Below are 15,664 nucleotides of genomic sequence, written 5' to 3'. Positions count from 1 at the left end.
CCCCTGGGGGCTTCTCTCATCGTTGCGGAGCGCGCAGCAGGTCCTGGTAGTCGGGGTGGCGGCCGAGCCACGCCTTGACGTACGGGCAGAACGCGACGACGTCCCGGCCGCTCTCCCGGACCGCGTCCAGGGCACCCTGCACCAGCGTCGACGCGATGCCCTGACCTTCGAACCTCGGGTCCACCTCCGTGTGCGTGAACACGACGGTGGTGCCGATCGTGTCGTACACCGAGAAACCCAGCAGCTCACCGTCGGGGGCTCGCGCCTCGAAGCGGTGCTCGGCGGGGGCGTCGCTGACCTGCACGTCTGTCATGCCTGAATGGTGGGGCACCGCGGGGCCCTGCGGAAGAGCGGATGACACACTGGCGGCATGCTCCAGCCCTACCGTGACGTGCTCACACGTCCCGGAGCGCTCGCGTTCTCGGGCGCTGGAGTGCTCGCGCGGCTGCCCATGTCGATGGTCGGCATCGGCATCGTCCTCATGATCTCCTCGCTGTACGGGTCCTACGGGCTCGCCGGCCGGGTGTCCGCGGTCTACGTCATCGCGCAGGCGATCTGCTCGCCGCAGCTCGCGCGGCTCGTGGACCGGCACGGGCAGCGGCGCATCATGCGGCCCGCCGTGGCGATCGCCGCCGTCGGCCTCGTCGGCCTCGTCGGCGCCGCCACCCTGGAGGCGCACGAGGTCTGGCTGTACGTCGCCGCGGTCGTCACCGGCGCCGGCATCGGGTCGTTCGGGTCGCTGGTCCGGGCGCGGTGGGCGCGCGTGCTCGGCGCCGAGCCGCACCGGATGCACACCGCGTACTCCCTGGAGTCGGCGCTCGACGAGCTGGTGTTCATCGTCGGCCCCGTGCTCGCCACGCTTCTGGCCACCGGCGTCGCGCCCGCCGCCGGACTGGTGGTGCCCCTGGTCGCCATGCTCGTCGGGGGCTACTGGTTCCTGTCCCAGCGCCGCACCGAACCCCCGCCCGCACCCGTCGGCAGCCCTCGGCCGAAGGGGTCCGTGCTGCGCAAGCCCGGCATGGTGGTGCTGGCCCTCGTCTTCGTCGCGATGGGCTCGATCTTCGGCGCCACCGACGTCTCGACCGTGGCGTTCGCCGAGGAGTCCGGCTCCAAGGGCGCGGCCGGGATCATCCTGGCGATCTTCGCGCTCGGCTCGCTGATCTCGGGGCTGCTCTACGGCACCAGGACCTGGAAGCGGCCCCTGTACCTGCGGTTCGCCACCGGGATGGTCGCGCTGGCGGTCGGCGTCTGCTTCTTCTTCCTCGTGGAGTCGCTCGCCGCGCTCGCGGCCGTGATGTTCGTCGCCGGGTTCGCCATCGCACCCACCCTCATCAACGGCAACGGGCTGGTGCAGGAGCTGGTCCCGCGCGAGCGGCTGACCGAGGGCCTGACCTGGGTGGGGACGTCGCTCGGCGTCGGGGTGTCCGTCGGGTCGTCGGTGGCCGGGGCGCAGATCGACGCCAACGGGTCGCACGCCGGGTTCCTCGTGGTCGTCATCTCCGCCGGGGCGGCCGTCATCGCCACGCTGGCCGCGCTGCGGACGCTGCGCGGGGACGCGGGCGAGCACGTGCACGACTCGGTGGAGGCCGAGTCGCCCTCCGCGACCGGGGGCGCTGCCGTCGCCGCCTGCGAGATCGCCGAGTCCGTCGAGCCCGCTCGGTCCGTGGGTACCCTCGACGCGTGATCGACGCCCTCGCCTCGCTCGTCGCCCCGATCGGCCAGCTCGAGGACGCCGAGCTCCTCACCGGCGGGCAGTTCGCGACGACGTTCCGGGTGACCCTGGCGGATGGCGAACGGGTCGTGGTCAAGACCGCCCCGACCCGCACCGACCAGCTGCTCGCCTACGAGCAGGACCTCCTGCGCGCCGAGGCACTCGTCTACGAGCTCGCCGCGTCGCGCCCCGCCTGGAAGATGCCGCAGGTGCTTCTCACCGACTTCTCCCGGACCGTGCTGCCCAGCGACGCGCTCGTGGTCAGCCACCTGCCGGGCGTGCCGCTGGTCGACGCGGGGTTCGGACCCTCCTCGTCCGACCCCCGGACCGAGCGCGCCGAGCGCGAGACCGGTGCGGTGCTGGCCGCGCTGCACGGGCTGACCGGTCCGGTCTACGGGTACCCGTGCGGGCGGCAGGCGCGCACCTGGCGCGAGTCGTTCACCGGCATGATCGAGGAGCTTCTCGACGACGCCGCGCGCTGGTCGGTGCCGGTGCCCGCCGACGACGTGCGCGCGGTCATGGCCCGCCACGCGTCTGCGCTCGACGACGTCACCAGGCCGGCGCTCGTCCACACCGACCTCTGGGCCGGGAACCTGTTCGTCGAGCCGTCCACAGGCGCGGTGGTCGGCGTGATCGACCCCGAGCGAGCCTTCTGGGGCGACCCGCTCGCCGACCTCGTCGGCGTCGATCCGATGGCCCGCGAGCCGGGGACTCCGCCCCTCCGTGCCGGGTACGGCGCGCTGGACGTCGACAGCCCGTCCGCGCGCACGCGGCTGGACCTGTACAGGATGCGGCTGTGCCTGGTGATGCTGATCGAGATCACGCCGCGGAAGTTCGAGGGCGACTGGGTGGAGCCGCACAGGTCGGCGGTGACGGCGAACCTGCACGCGGCGCTCGCGTCGCTGCAGGGACAAGCTCCCGTGTGATGGCGGGTTCTCCCGACGGCCACCGCTAACGCCCAGATCCGGGGGGTCTACGCCTGAGCGGGGATCGGCTGGATGACGTCCACCAGCACGCCGCCGGGCGCGACCAGGATGACGTGCCGCTGGCCGAACGTCTCCGAGCGGAGGTCCTGCGCGACCGTCGCGTCGCCGCGCCTCGTCAGGCGGTCGTACTCGGCGTCGACGTCATCGACCTCGATGTTCACCAGGAGACCCGTCGCCGCGGTCCGGTAGGCGGCGGGGATGGTCTCGTGGGTGGCGTCGAGCACCGCGAGCTCGAACGCGCCGGAGCGCAGCGAGACGTACCAGTCCGACTCGAAGACGGTCTCCAGCGCGAACGCGTCCCGGAAGAACGCCGTCGTCGCCACCACGTCCGTACTCATCAGGACCGGATAGATGCTCGTGATCATGGGGGTCTCCCCGGGGTATAGATTCTCCGTGTATGTATTTTTGCATACACAGCGTACGTAAGGAAGGTCGGGGATGGCGCGCGCGACCAAGGAGCAGAGCGAGCTGACCGCCCAGGCGATCCGCAGCACCGCGCTCCGGCTCTTCGCCGAGCTCGGCTACGCGGACGTCGGCCTCGAACGCGTCGCGGAGCTCTCCGGCGTCACGCGGGGAGCGGTGTACCACCACTTCGGGAGCAAGCGGGGTCTGTTCACTGCCGTGGTCGGCGACGCCCAGGCCATCGTGGCGTCGGCCGTCGCGGCGGCCGCCCCCGACGACGGCTGGCCGGCGATCGAGGCGGGGAGCGTCGCGTTCATGCGTGCCGTGGTCGACCCGGCGGTCCGCCGGATCCTGCTCGTCGATGGCCCCGCGGTGCTCGGGTGGGCGGACTGGCGGTCGCTGGACGCGATGCACTCGGGCCGGCTGCTCGCCGACGGCCTAGGCGCGCTCGACGACCTCGTCGTCGACCCGTCGGCCGCCGCCGCGCTGCTCAACGGGGCGATGAACGAGGCCGCCCTGTGGATCTCCTCGGGCGGCGACCCGGCCCTCGCGGAGCAGGGGTTGCTGCGCATCATCGGCTCGCTGAGGTGCAGCCCGCGCGACCCGGGCTGACGATGGGCTGACCGCCCGACACCCGGAGGTCACCCGTGGCACGACGTCGATCCATCGCCGACCTGCTCGTCGCCCAGCTCGTCGCCGCCGGGGCGCGGCACATCTACGGCATCGTCGGGGACAGCCTCAACCCCGTCGTCGACGCCGTTCGGCGGGCACGCGATGACGGCGTCGACATCGCCTGGGTGCACGTCCGGCACGAGGAGTCCGGTGCGTTCGCGGCAGCGGCCGAGGCCGAGCTGACCGGGCGGCTGGCCGTCTGCGCGGGGTCGTGCGGGCCGGGGAACCTGCACATGATCAACGGCCTCTACGACGCCAACCGGTCGCGCGTCCCGGTCCTCGCGATCGCGTCGCACATCCCCAGCGCGCAGATCGGGACCCAGTTCTTCCAGGAGACCCACCCCGACCGGCTGTTCCTCGAGTGCTCCGTCTTCTCCGAGATGATCTCGACCGCCGCGCAGGCGCCACGTGTCATCCGATCCGCCATCCACCACGCGTACGGCGCCCCCGGTGTCGCGGTGCTGACCCTGCCCGGCGACATCGCGGACCTCGAGGCTCCCGACGCCGGCGTCGACGTGCTGACTCCGCCACCGGCCCCCCGCGTGGTTCCCGACGAGGGCGCCGTGCGGGCGCTCGCCGACGCGATCGACGCGGCCGGCAAGGTGACGATCTTCGCCGGGGCGGGTGTGCGCGGGTCCCGCACCGAGGTCCTCGCGCTCGCGCGGGTGCTCCACGCGCCCGTCGGCCACAGCCTTCGCGGCAAGGAGGTGATCCAGGTCGACAACCCGTTCGACGTCGGCATGTCCGGGCTGCTCGGGTACGGCGCGTGCCAGTCCGCGATGGAGGGCGCCGACCTGCTGCTCCTGCTGGGCACCGACTTCCCGTACGACCAGTTCCTGCCGTCCGGGGTCCGGACCGCGCAGGTGGACATCGAGCCGACCCGTCTGGGGCGACGGACGCGCAACGACCTCGTGGTGCTCGGCGACGTGGGCGAGACCATGTCGGCGCTGCTGTCCGTCGTGAAGCCGAAGAAGAGCCGCCGGTTCCTGGACCAGATGCTCAAGAAGCACGAGCGCGCGATGAGCGGCGCGATCGGGGCGTACACCAAGGACGTGGAGCACACCGAGCCGATCCACCCCGAGTACGCCGCCGTGCTGCTGGACGAGGAAGCGCCCGACGACGCCGTGTTCACGGTCGACACCGGCACGTGCAACGTCTGGGCCGCGCGGTACATCACGCCCAACGGCCGTCGGAGGGTGATCGGGTCGTTCCTGCACGGGTCGATGGCGAACGCCGTGCCGCACGCGATCGGCGCTGCGCTCTCCGGTGGTGGTCGGCACGTCGTCGCGATGGCGGGCGACGGCGGGCTGTCGATGCTGCTGGGCGAGCTCATCACCGTGAAGGTCCTGGACCTGCCGGTGAAGATCGTCGTCTTCGACAACGCCACGCTCGGCATGGTCCGGCTCGAGATGCTCGTCGACGGCCTCCCGTCCTACGCCACCGACACTCCCCCGGTCGACTACGCGGCCATCGCGTCGGCGGTCGGGATCCCCTCGGTGCGCGTCGAGAAGCCGACGGAGATCCGTACCGCCCTGCGCGAGGCCTTCTCCCACGACGGTCCCGCCCTGATCGACCTGGTCACCGACCCGCGCGCCCTGTCGCTGCCACCGAAGATCACGCGCGCGCAGGTCTCGGGGTTCACCGCGGCGATGAGCAAGGAGGTGCTCGGCGGCGGCCTCGGCGAGGTCATGGCGATGGCGCGCTCGAACCTGCGGAACGTCCCTCGCCCGTGAGGGCGGCAGTCAGGGCACCGGGTGGCGGGCGTCGTAGTCCCAGAACGAGCGTTGCGTCCGGACCAGCAGCCACAGCAGCACGACGCACAGGCAGCCGCCGATCACCGCTGCCCAGCCCTCGCCAACCTTCGCCGCCGCCCCGCCGAGCAGCGCCTCGCCCAGCCGGGGTCCGCCCGCGACGACGACGATGAACACGCCCTGCAACCGGCCGCGCATGTCGTCGGGCGTCGCCGTCTGCAGGATCGTCTGTCGGAACACCGAGCTGATCGCGTCGCTGGCCCCCGCGATGACCAGCATGAGCACGGCGGCGGCGAGCGCCAGCCAGAGCACCTGGTCGGGGTGCCCCCGGCCCGCCGCCAGGAGCGTCAGCCCGAAGCCCGCGATCGCCAGCCCCCAGATCGTGATGGCGACCGCGATGATCCTGCCCTGCCAGCGGATCCGGGCCAGCCCGCCGGAGAACAGCCCTGCCAGCCCCACCCCGACCGCGGCGGACGCGGCCATGATCCCGGTCGTCGTCGCTCCCCCGCCCAGGTAGACCAGGCCGACCGCCGGGAACAACACTCGCGGCGACGAGGTGATCATGGCGACCAGGTCCACCGCGAACGTCATCCGCACGTTGCGCTGCGTGCCCAGGTACCGGAACCCGTCGACCACGGAGGCCAGCCCCACCCGGTCCCGACGGGTCTCCGAGGGCAGGGGCGGTTGCGCCGGGAGCCGGAAGACCGCGAACAGCGCGGCGGTGAACAGGAGGGCGTCGACCGTGTAGGCGACGCCGTAGTCGAACGCGGCCACCAGTGCGGCGCCCAGCAGCGGGCCGACCGTGAACGCGACGCTGAAGCCGAGAGTCTGCAGGGCGTTCGCGGCGGGCATGAGCCTCGGGTCGAGCAGCCGCGGGATGATTGCCGACCTCGCCGGCGTGCTCACCGCGAACGCCCCCGACTGCACGGCGACCAGCGCGAACAGCACCCACTCCTGGGTGTTGCCCAGCCAGCCCTGCACGGCGAGCCCGATGGTGGCGGTCCAGGACACGACCGACGCGACCAGCGCGACCCGGCGGCGGTCGTAGTGGTCGACGATCGCCCCTCCGTACAGCCCGAAGATCACCAGCGGGACCAGTGCGCAGAGCCCGAGGAGGCCGACGGACGCCGTCGACCCGGAGATCGCGTACACCTGCAGCCCGACCGCGACGACCGTCAGCTGCGCCCCGAGGCTGGAGACCGCCACCCCCCACCACAGCCGCCGGAACGCCGGGCTGACACGCAGAGGCGTGGTGTCGACGACGAACGAGGGCATCGGACGAGTTTAGGTTGCCCGAGCAACACGTCCTGCCCAGGTGCAAGCCGCGTCGAACTCGTCGGCCCACCGTCAGTCCCACCCGGCCTCCCCGCCGATCCCTGCCCAACTCATCGGCCCCGGCCGAACTCGTCGGTTGCAACGGACGAGTTCGACCCGCAGCGACGAGTTCGGCCCGCAGAGGACGGTGCGGACCGCGGGGCGGGCCGAGGCGTCATCGTGCAAGGCTGTCGGCGTGAGCAGCCAGCCCGAGCATCTTGTCGTCATGGGGGTGTCCGGGACCGGGAAGTCGACGACCGCCCGGCTGCTGGCCGACCGGTTGGGCCGGCCGATGATCGAGGGCGACGACCTGCACCCCCTGGCCAACGTCGAGGCTATGCGCGCTGGTCGGGCGCTCACGGACGACGACCGCGGGCCGTGGCTGCGCGCGATCCGGGACGCGATGTCGGCGGCAGGCGGATCGACCGTCGTGACGTGCTCGTCGCTGCGCCGCTCGTACCGCGACGTCCTGCGCACCGCCCACGGCCGCGTGCGGTTCGTGCACCTCGTCGTCCCGCCGGAGGAGCTGCAGCGACGGCTCGTGGCGCGGACGGGCCACTTCATGCCGGCGACACTGCTGGCCAGCCAGCTGGCCACCCTCGAACCGCTGGCCGACGACGAGGACGGCGTCGACGTCGCGGTGGCCGGTCCCCCGGACGCGATCGCCGACGACGCCCTCCGCCTGCTGCGTGACGAACCCGGATCCCCCGCGGAGTGAGCTCGGGGTCAGCGCGAGATCGGTAGTCCGCACCCGCGATCTCGCACGCGGACCCGGTTGGGCGGCCGATCCGAGCGCGTACGGACGGGCCGGTCGCTCGTGGCGACCGGCCCGTGCGCGGCTGCTCAGGACTCCAGCGACGCGCCCGTCTCGAGGAGGGTCTTGAGGTCCGACAGGATCTGCGGCCAGCCGCCGCCGAACTCCGGCAGGTCGCCGGAGATGAGCGAGGCGGTGCGGGGGGCGCCGGTGACGTCGTGGACCAGGGTCAGCTGGGTGATCCCCGCGCCGCGCTCCTCGATCTCGTAGGTCAGCCGCGTGAACCCCTCGGCACGGGCTTCGTCGTCCCACAGCGTGCGCCAGGTGAGGACCAGGCGGGAGCCCTCGACGACCTCGAGCACCTCGCCGTCGAGGATCGGCTGGTCGGCCGGGGTGCCGTAGGCGACCATGTCCGCCGACGGGAGCGTGGTGAACGCGCCGCCGGGCGTGAGCTCGAACGTCGACGGGCTCTTGTAGCCGTACCGGGCGTTCCACTCGGGCGAGGTGATGGCCTTCCACACGGTGGCGGTGTCGGCCTTGATCCAGATGCGGTTGACGAGGACGGTCGTGGTGGCCGTGTCGGTCTGCGTGGTCATCGTGCTCTCCAGGGCTGATTTGAGGTCGGTCAGCGCGTGCAGGCGCTCGGCGCCGAGCACGTCGTACTTGTCGATCCACCGCTCGTGGATCAGCTGGATCGGGACGGCGTTGAGGAAGTGGAGCTTCTCCCGCCCGGATCGGCGCGTGACGACGAGACCCGCCTCCTCGAGCACCTTCAGGTGCTTCATGACCCCGAACCGGGTCATGTCGAGGCCCTCCTCGAGCTCCGTCAGCGTGCGGCCGTCACGCGTGTAGAGCTGGTCGAGCAGGTGGCGACGGGTGGTGTCCGCAAGTGCCTTGAACACCAGGTCCTCGTCCATACCGACCACATTAGGTGACCAATTGGTCACATGTCAACGGTTCACCAGCCGAGAGTTGCCGGAGATCCCTTGAACGGCCCGACGACGCGAGACGTGATCCAACCGCCGTAGAAGCCACCCGCCTGCGGCTGGACCAGCTCACCGTCGACCGTGCAGCGCAGGTCGCCGGCGTAGAGGGCGACCCGGTCGGCGAGGATCTCGTAGCCCGGCAGCGGCGCGGGGTAGGTCCAGCCGACGCGGGACAGCAGCCGACCATCCGCGCGGACCGACACGTACGCAGCCACGCCCTTGAACTCGCACACGGAGGCGCCCCCCGCGGCCTCCAGCACGCCCGGCTCGAAGGCGCCGAACGGCAGGTAGTACACCGGCGGGTGGCTGGTCTCGAGGACCCGGACGGCGTCGGTGGTCGTCGCGACGGGCACGTTGCCGAGCGTCACGACGACCAGCTCGGACGTCCGCTCGACCCGAGGTGGCCGCGGGTAGTCCCAGACCGACTCCTGGCCCGCTGCAGCTGGCAGCGGGGTCGGTCTCACCGTTGGCCGGGGTTGGCGTCGTCCGCGTCGATGATCGGCTCGACGACGGTCGGCGACTCGTGGTTCGTCGGATAGGTCGAGGAGGACGACGTCGGATATTTCGTAGTCGAGGACGACGCCGCGCTCTTGGCCGTGTCGACGGCCTTCTCCCAGACCGCGGCGCCCTGCTTCTTCGCGAACGCGGTCGCCTGCGCCTCGTACTCCTGCACGTACTCCTGGACGCGCGGGTCGTGCCAGAAGTCGATCGCCATGACCTTCATCTTCTCCAGCTGCCGACGGCCCGACGGAGTGCCGAACAGGTACCCCGCAGAGACGCCCGCCACGAACACGACTCGCTTGATCATGCGCAGTCCTCCCGAACTCGTCTGAGTGTCCGAGCGTAGGCAGGGTTCGCCGTCGACGCGCGTCGGAGCTCAGGGTGCGGGGTTGTTAGGGACCTTCTGCCCAGGTCACTGCGGCGTCCACACGGTTGACTGGTGGTAGCCGTTGAACCGATTCAAGGAGCACACCATGACCAAGCTCGCGGTCCGGCCCGAGCTCGACGACCTGCTCGTCTCGATGGGCACCGCTGGGTCGCGCATCTGCGAGATCGACGCGTCCGAGGCGGGCGCCGGGAACATCTCGGCGTACGTCGGCTGGGACGTCGAGGTCCGCCGGCGCTTCCCGCTGGCGGAGCCGATCACGCTCCCGCTGCCCGCCCCCGCCCTCGCCGGGCACACGGTGCTGGTCACCGGCTCGGGCCGGCGTCTGCGGCAGATCCAGGACGACCCCGAGGCGAACGTCGGCGCCGTGGTCGTCGACGAGGGCGGCACGACCGGCACCCTCTACACGTCGCCCCGCCGCCTCTTCGACAACCTCACCAGCGAGTTCAACTCCCACCTCGCCGTGCACCAGGACCAGGTGGCCACCCGGGGCGTGTCGTTCCAGGCGGTCGTGCACGCCCAGCCGATGCACCTGACCTACCTGTCCCATATCCCCGCCTACCGCTCCACCACCGCGATGAACTCCCGGATCCTGCGTTGGGAGCCCGAGTCGATCGTCGCGCTCTCCGCCGGCATCGGGGTCCTCGACTTCATGCTGCCCGGCTCGGCCGAGCTGATGGCCGCGAACGTCGACGGGCTCCGCGAGTTCGAGATCGTGCTGTGGTCCAAGCACGGCGTGATGGCCCGCTCCGACCTGTCCGTCACCCGCGCGGTCGACCGCATCGAGTATGCCGAGACGGGGGCGAGGTACGAGTACATGAACCTCGTCGCCGGAGGCCGTGCGGAAGGCCTGTCCGACGACGAGATCTCCGCGGTGGCCCGTGAGTTCGGCGTGACCTCGCAGTGGGCGCGCTGAACGACCCTCGGTCGGCCGGAGGTCTCGCCTCGCGCGTGACGTGAGCGACCATGGGGTCGTGAACGAGTCGTCGCGCGGCCTCCGGAATGCGGGAGTGCGTGCCGCCCTGCTGGCGGCGGTGCTCTTCGGTGCCAGCGCGCCGCTCGCCAAGCTCCTGCTCGGCGAGGTCAGCCCGTGGCTGCTGGCCGGCCTGCTGTACGTCGGCGCCGGGCTGGGTCTGTGGACCTGGCGGCTGGTGCGACGTGCGCCGCGTGTCCGCCTCCCCCGCCGCGAGGTGCCGTGGCTGGTCGGGGCCGTGGCCGCCGGCGGGATCGCCGGCCCCGTGCTGCTGATGTTCGGCCTGTCCTCGATGCCGGCGTCCGGGGCGTCGCTGCTGCTCAACGCCGAGGGCGTCCTGACGGCCCTGATCGCCTGGGTCGTGTTCCGTGAGCCCGCGGGTCGGCGCGTGGTGCTGGGGATGCTGGCGATCGTCGCCGGGGCCGTCGTGATCGCCGTCCCGACCGGACAGGCCGAGGTCACGAGCGTGTGGCCGGCGCTCGCGATCCTCGGGGCGTGCGCCTGCTGGGCGCTCGACAACAACCTGACCCGCAAGGTCTCGCTGACGGACGCGACCTGGCTCGCGGCGGTCAAGGGCGCAGTCGCCGGTCCCGCGAACCTCGCCATCGCCCTCGCGCTCGGCGCGCAGCTCCCGTCGCTACGCACGACCGGTGCGGCCCTGGTGCTCGGGTTCGTCGCCTACGGGTTGAGTCTCGTGCTGTTCATCGTCGGGCTGCGCCACGTCGGTGCCGCACGTGCCGGCGCGTACTTCTCGGTGGCCCCGTTCTTCGGTGCCGTCCTGGCCGTCGCGCTCGGGGACGCGGTGACGTGGCAGCTGCTGGTCGCCGGAGCGCTGATGGCCGTCGGGACGTGGCTGCACCTGAGCGAGGAGCACGGCCACGAGCACACGCACGAGGCCGTCACGCACGACCACTGGCACACCCATGACGACGGCCACCACGACCATCAGCACGACGAGCTCGTCGCGCCCGGGGTCCGCCACCGGCACGTGCACACCCACCAGCTGGTCACCCACACCCACGAGCACTACCCCGACGCCCACCACCGCCACGACCACTGAGGGGTCAGACGGCCGCAGCAGTCAGCGGGAGGCGCCGGACGCTGCGGAACCGCCGCGCGCTGCCGTCGACGGGGTCGGTGAACGCGAGCTCTCCGGCGAGCAGCTGCAGCGGCCTGCTGAAGTCGTCGACCTCGACGTCACGCACCACGGGGTAGAGCGGGTCGTCGACGATCGGGATGCCGAGGCCCCACAGGTGCACGCGGAGCTGGTGGGTGCGGCCCGTGCGGGGCGTCAGGCGGTAGATGCCGCGCCCGTCGACCTCCTCCTCGAGCTCGACCTGCGTCTCCGCGTTGACCGGGGCGTCCGGCACCACCTCGGCCTGCCAGGAGCCGCGCTCCTTGCGGAGGTGGTTGCGGACCACGACGGGGAAGGAGAGGTCGTCGCGCAGCGGCGCCAGCGCCCAGTACGTCTTGTCCACCGCCCGGTGCTCGAACAGGCTCTGGTACGGTCCGCGCCACCGCGGCTCGGTCGCCAGCATCAGCAGGCCCGACGTGACCCGGTCCAGACGGTGCAGCGGTGACAGGTCCGGCAGGTCCAGCTCGGCGCGCAACCGGACGACCACGCTCTGCATCACGTGCCGACCACGCGGGATCGAGGACAGGAAGGCCGGCTTGTCGACGACCACGAGGCGCTCGTCGCGATGGACCACGTGGATGGGCGCGGTGACCTCCGGTTCGTCGCGCAGGTCGCGGTGGAACCACACGAACCGGTGCGCGGCGTAGGGGTCGTCGTCGCGCACCGCGCGGCCGTCCTCGTCGACGAAGCGCTGCCCCGCCAGCATCGCCGCCACGTCCACGTGCTCCGGCAGCCGGCCTCGCAGCCAGGCGCCCATCGTCGACCACTCGTCCGCACGGGAACGGTCGCGATCGGGGGTGCGCAGCCAGGCGGCGCTGAGTCCGTGCCGCGCCGGCAACGGCGATCTGGGGGGCACCCGCCGATGCTACGGGGCTGCGCCGCGGGGACGGCGTGCCAGAGGGTCGATCGTCACCTCGCCCGCGATCGTCGCCGCGCTCAGGAGCTCGGCCACGTCCTGTCCGACGAACGTGGCACGCGGCACATACGGCTCAGTTCGCCTCGGAACGCCCCGCGCGCCAGTACCCCATGAACGCGACCGCCTTGCGGTCCACGCCGCACTCGGCGACCAGGTGCCGGCGGAGGGTCTTGATGACCGCTGCCTCCCCGGCAAGCCAGGCGTAGAGCGCGGCGTCGGCCCGCAGGGGTGCACCGGTCGCATCGACGGGCACCTCCCACAGCATGCCCTCGTCGACGTCCACGTCCTCGAGCTCGAGGTCGGGCGCGGGTGCCTGGCCGGGCAGGAGTCGCGCGCACGCGGCCTGCACGGCGGGGATCAGCAGCTCGCCGTGGGCGCGGCCGTCGCGGCCGTACCAGCGGACCGTCACTCCGTCGGGCGCCGCGAGCGGGAGGCGGTCGCCGGACAGCGGCATCTCGATCAGGGCCTCACCGCGCGCGTCGGCGGGCAGGCGTTCGAGGATGCCCGCGATGGCCGGCAGGGCTGTCTCGTCGCCCGCGATGAGCAGGCGGTCGGTGTGGGACGGGGGCACGAAGTCGACGCCGCCGTGCGGGCCGGTCGCGTCGGCGTTGGGGCCGAGGATCACCAGGTCGTCGCCGGGGGCTGCGCCGAGGGCCCAGCGGGAGGCGGGGCCGAGGTCGCCGTGCAGGACGATGTCGACGTCGACCTCGCGACGGTCCTGCCGGACCCCGCGGGCGGTGTAGGTGCGGATCGGGTGGCGCTTGTCCTCGGGCATCGAGCGCCAGCGGCCGTACCAGTCGGCGCTGTCCTGCAGGCTCAGCAGCTCGTCGTACGACGCTGTGTCGAGCGGCAGGAAGAACTTGATGCGCTGGTCGAACCCGTTGTCCGCGAAGCGGTCCAGGTCGTCGCCCGTGAACGTCACGCGGACCACGCTCGGGCACATCGGCTGCACCGCGGCCACCTGCACGGCGAACATGCGGAAGGGCAGCGCGGGGGCCTCCACCGAAACGGTCACGTCGCTCAGGGTAGAGGAAGGTGAGGCTGTCCTCACAACGGCGTTCGTCACAGTGCGCTCCTCCGCGTCCGCCACAGCAGGTAGATGAAGTAGGGGGTGCCGATCATCGCCGTGAGCAGTCCCGCGGGGATCTGCGCGGGCGCGATGACGGTCCGGCCGAGGGTGTCCGCGACGCTGACCAGGAGTGCGCCGAGCAGCGCGGCGACGGGGATGACGCGGGCGTGCGAGGAGCCGACGAGCGAGCGGGCCAGGTGCGGCGCGACGAGGCCGACGAACCCGACCACCCCGATCGCGGTGACCGCCGACGCGGTGAGCAGCGCGGTGATGACGAGCAGGGCCAGCCGGGTCCGCTCCAGCTGGACGCCGAGCACGCGGGCCACGTCGTCGTCGACCGCGAGCACATCCAGGTCCCGACGCCACCGGACCACGAGCGGGACCATCACCAGCAGCGCGACCGCCACGGGCCACACCTGCGCTGCGGTCCGGCCGTAGGTGGAGCCCGAGAGGAACGTGAGCGCCATGGTCGTGTTCCACGGGTTGGTCAGGACGACGATCAGCGTGATCAGCGACGTCGCGGCGGCCGAGACGCCGATGCCGACGAGCACCAGCCGGTCGGAGCTGAGCCCTCGTCGGTTGGCCAGCGCGTAGACCAGTGCGAACGTGCTCAGGGCGCCGATCGCGGCGGCGACGGACACCGCCCAGAAGGGTGCACCGGGGAAGAGCACGATCGCGAGGACTGCGCCGATGCCGGCACCGCCCGTGATGCCGAGCAGGCTCGGCTCGGCGAGCGGGTTGCGCGCGACCGCCTGCACGGTGGTCCCGGCGAGGCCGAGAGCGGCGCCGGCCAGGAGCGCGGCGAGCACGCGCGGGGTGCGCTGGTCGAGCACGAACGAGACCTGGCGCCCGCTGACGCCCGCGAACCAGTTGGTGACGTCACCCATCAGCAGCAGGCGGTCGCCGAGCAGGAAGCCGGCGACGAGCGCGGAGACGACGGCCACCGCGAGCACACCGACGACGACGGCCACCCGGAGGCGTGAGGCCGGGTGCGCGCCGACGGACGCGGTGCTGCGCGTCGGGCCGGAGTCACGCAGGCGGCGGGCGAGCCAGACCATCACCGTGGCACCGAACAGCGTGGTGACGATGCCGGTCGGGATGGCGACGGACGCGACGCCGGGGACAGCCAGCCGCAGCAGGACGTCGGCACCGAGCACCACGACGCACCCGGCCAGGGCGGACAGCGGCAGGAGCAGCCGGTGCCGGGCCAGCCCGGGGACGCGTCCGGCGACCAGCCGCGCGATGACCGGCGCGGTCAGTCCGACGAAGCCGATCGGACCTGCGACGGTGACCGCGAGCGCCGCCAGGAGCACGGCGAGCAGCACGGTGACGATGCGGGTGCGGCGGACGTCGAGACCGAGGACGGCTGCGGTGTCGTCGCCGAGCGCCAGCACGTCGAGGCGGCGGGACCAGAGCACGAGGACGATCCCGGCGAGCAGCACGACGGGCGCGGCCTGGGCCACCTTGGCGGTGCCGGACTGCACGATCGAGCCCTCGCCCCACGCGAACATCCCCTGGGTCTCCTGCTCGAACAGGAGCATGAGGAGGATCGTCAGGGACGAGAGCGCGAGCATCGTCGCCGACCCGGCGAGGACCAGCCGGGTGGGTCCCTCGGCGCCGCCGCGGGCGATGGCCAGCACCAGCGCAGCGGCCGCGAGGCCACCGACGAACGCGAGCGCGCCGTTCACCGCGAACGGCAGGGTGAGCCCGGTGACCGCCGCGAGCACGATGGTGAAGTAGGCGCCGGCGTTGACGGCGAGGGTGTCGGGCGAGGCCAGCGGGTTGCGCGCGACCGACTGCAGCGCGCTGCCGGACAGGCCCAGCGCGGTGCCGACGAGCAGCGCCGCGAGCACTCGGGGAGCGCGCGACGCAACGAGCACCGCGAGGGTCTCGTCGTCCCCCGACCCGGTCAGCAGCCCGAGCAGGTCCCCGACGCCGACGGTCGACGTGCCGAGCGTGAGGTCGACGACCGCGAGCACGGCCACCGCGACGATCGCGACGGCGAAGACCGCAGCGATCGCGGCCGGCCGGGCTCGGCGGGCGGCGGCAGGACCCGCGGCGCCGAGCGCTGCGGGTCCTGCCTCCGTCGGTACGTCGACGCTCATGGCG

16 protein-coding genes are annotated in these 15,664 nt (G+C 72.4%); 7 read left to right on the top strand and 9 right to left on the bottom strand.

The features are described 5' to 3' along the window. Nucleotides 1–16: 16 nt before the first annotated feature. Nucleotides 17–313 carry a GNAT family N-acetyltransferase gene (locus ASG23_RS01225; protein ID WP_056018950.1) on the bottom strand — a complete coding sequence of 99 codons (297 nt, stop codon included), beginning with the start codon at nt 311–313 and terminating at the stop codon, nt 17–19. A 57-nt stretch (nt 314–370) separates the two neighbouring features. Here ASG23_RS01225 and ASG23_RS01220 point away from each other — a divergent pair, with 57 nt between their 5' ends. Both ASG23_RS01220 and ASG23_RS01215 read left to right on the top strand, forming a co-directional pair. After that, nucleotides 371–1,684 (top strand): MFS transporter, encoded by a 1,314-nt coding sequence (locus ASG23_RS01220; RefSeq protein ID WP_056018947.1) that lies wholly within the window; start codon nt 371–373, stop codon nt 1,682–1,684. After that, on the top strand, nt 1,681–2,637 hold the full coding sequence (locus ASG23_RS01215) for a phosphotransferase family protein (RefSeq protein WP_056018944.1): 957 nt from the start codon (nt 1,681–1,683) through the stop codon (nt 2,635–2,637). The genes ASG23_RS01220 and ASG23_RS01215 overlap by 4 nt, the downstream gene beginning before the upstream one ends. Before the next feature lie 47 nt (nt 2,638–2,684). Here the strand turns inward: ASG23_RS01215 and ASG23_RS01210 are convergent, their stop codons facing one another. After that, on the bottom strand, nt 2,685–3,062 hold the full coding sequence (locus ASG23_RS01210) for a VOC family protein (RefSeq protein ID WP_056018941.1): 378 nt from the start codon (nt 3,060–3,062) through the stop codon (nt 2,685–2,687). Nucleotides 3,063–3,135: 73 nt separating this feature from the next. Here ASG23_RS01210 and ASG23_RS01205 point away from each other — a divergent pair, with 73 nt between their 5' ends. Then, nucleotides 3,136–3,711, top strand: a complete 576-nt coding sequence (locus tag ASG23_RS01205; protein ID WP_056018938.1) for a TetR/AcrR family transcriptional regulator — start codon at nt 3,136–3,138, stop codon at nt 3,709–3,711. 35 nt (nt 3,712–3,746) lie between these two features. Continuing rightward, nucleotides 3,747–5,504 carry a pyruvate dehydrogenase gene (locus tag ASG23_RS01200; RefSeq protein WP_056018935.1) on the top strand — a complete coding sequence of 586 codons (1,758 nt, stop codon included), beginning with the start codon at nt 3,747–3,749 and terminating at the stop codon, nt 5,502–5,504. A gap of 9 nt (nt 5,505–5,513) precedes the next feature. On the opposite strand, the gene ASG23_RS01195 is transcribed toward ASG23_RS01200, so the two are convergent. Then, on the bottom strand, nt 5,514–6,797 hold the full coding sequence (locus ASG23_RS01195; protein ID WP_056018932.1) for an MFS transporter: 1,284 nt from the start codon (nt 6,795–6,797) through the stop codon (nt 5,514–5,516). Between the two features lie 265 nt (nt 6,798–7,062). Between ASG23_RS01195 and ASG23_RS01190 the strand changes: the two genes are divergently transcribed. After that, the gene (locus ASG23_RS01190; RefSeq protein ID WP_056018929.1) at nt 7,063–7,554 is read left to right on the top strand and encodes a gluconokinase; all 492 of its coding nucleotides are present in this window, start codon (nt 7,063–7,065) and stop codon (nt 7,552–7,554) included. A gap of 125 nt (nt 7,555–7,679) precedes the next feature. Here ASG23_RS01190 and ASG23_RS01185 read toward each other — a convergent pair whose 3' ends face one another. Genes ASG23_RS01185 through ASG23_RS01175 form a run of 3 tightly spaced genes read right to left on the bottom strand, consistent with a single transcriptional unit; the run spans nt 7,680 to nt 9,384 of the window. Continuing rightward, on the bottom strand, nt 7,680–8,507 hold the full coding sequence (locus tag ASG23_RS01185; RefSeq protein WP_056018926.1) for an ArsR/SmtB family transcription factor: 828 nt from the start codon (nt 8,505–8,507) through the stop codon (nt 7,680–7,682). A gap of 41 nt (nt 8,508–8,548) precedes the next feature. Then, a complete protein-coding gene (locus ASG23_RS01180; RefSeq protein ID WP_056018924.1) occupies nt 8,549–9,040 on the bottom strand; it encodes a DUF427 domain-containing protein in 492 nt (163 codons plus the stop codon). After that, nucleotides 9,037–9,384, bottom strand: coding sequence for a hypothetical protein (locus tag ASG23_RS01175; protein ID WP_056018921.1), 348 nt, complete (start codon nt 9,382–9,384; stop codon nt 9,037–9,039). Before ASG23_RS01175 ends, ASG23_RS01180 begins: the two co-directional genes overlap by 4 nt. Before the next feature lie 166 nt (nt 9,385–9,550). Between ASG23_RS01175 and ASG23_RS01170 the strand changes: the two genes are divergently transcribed. Beyond that, nucleotides 9,551–10,378, top strand: coding sequence for a class II aldolase/adducin family protein (locus tag ASG23_RS01170; protein WP_056018918.1), 828 nt, complete (start codon nt 9,551–9,553; stop codon nt 10,376–10,378). A gap of 58 nt (nt 10,379–10,436) precedes the next feature. Further along, a complete protein-coding gene (locus ASG23_RS01165; RefSeq protein ID WP_056018915.1) occupies nt 10,437–11,495 on the top strand; it encodes a DMT family transporter in 1,059 nt (352 codons plus the stop codon). A gap of 4 nt (nt 11,496–11,499) precedes the next feature. Here ASG23_RS01165 and ASG23_RS01160 read toward each other — a convergent pair whose 3' ends face one another. The 3 genes from ASG23_RS01160 to ASG23_RS01150 form a co-directional block, all read right to left on the bottom strand. Beyond that, nucleotides 11,500–12,426, bottom strand: coding sequence for a pseudouridine synthase (locus ASG23_RS01160; protein WP_056018912.1), 927 nt, complete (start codon nt 12,424–12,426; stop codon nt 11,500–11,502). A gap of 133 nt (nt 12,427–12,559) precedes the next feature. Beyond that, on the bottom strand, nt 12,560–13,462 hold the full coding sequence (locus ASG23_RS01155) for a siderophore-interacting protein (protein ID WP_056020568.1): 903 nt from the start codon (nt 13,460–13,462) through the stop codon (nt 12,560–12,562). Between the two features lie 86 nt (nt 13,463–13,548). Next, entirely contained in the window at nt 13,549–15,660 is a 2,112-nt protein-coding gene (locus tag ASG23_RS01150) for an iron ABC transporter permease (protein ID WP_056018910.1), read from the bottom strand. Nucleotides 15,661–15,664 lie beyond the last annotated feature (4 nt).

It is taken from the genome of Cellulomonas sp. Leaf395, from assembly GCF_001424125.1.
Taxonomy (GTDB): domain Bacteria; phylum Actinomycetota; class Actinomycetes; order Actinomycetales; family Cellulomonadaceae; genus Cellulomonas.
This window is presented reverse-complemented; position numbering and strand designations above follow the sequence as displayed.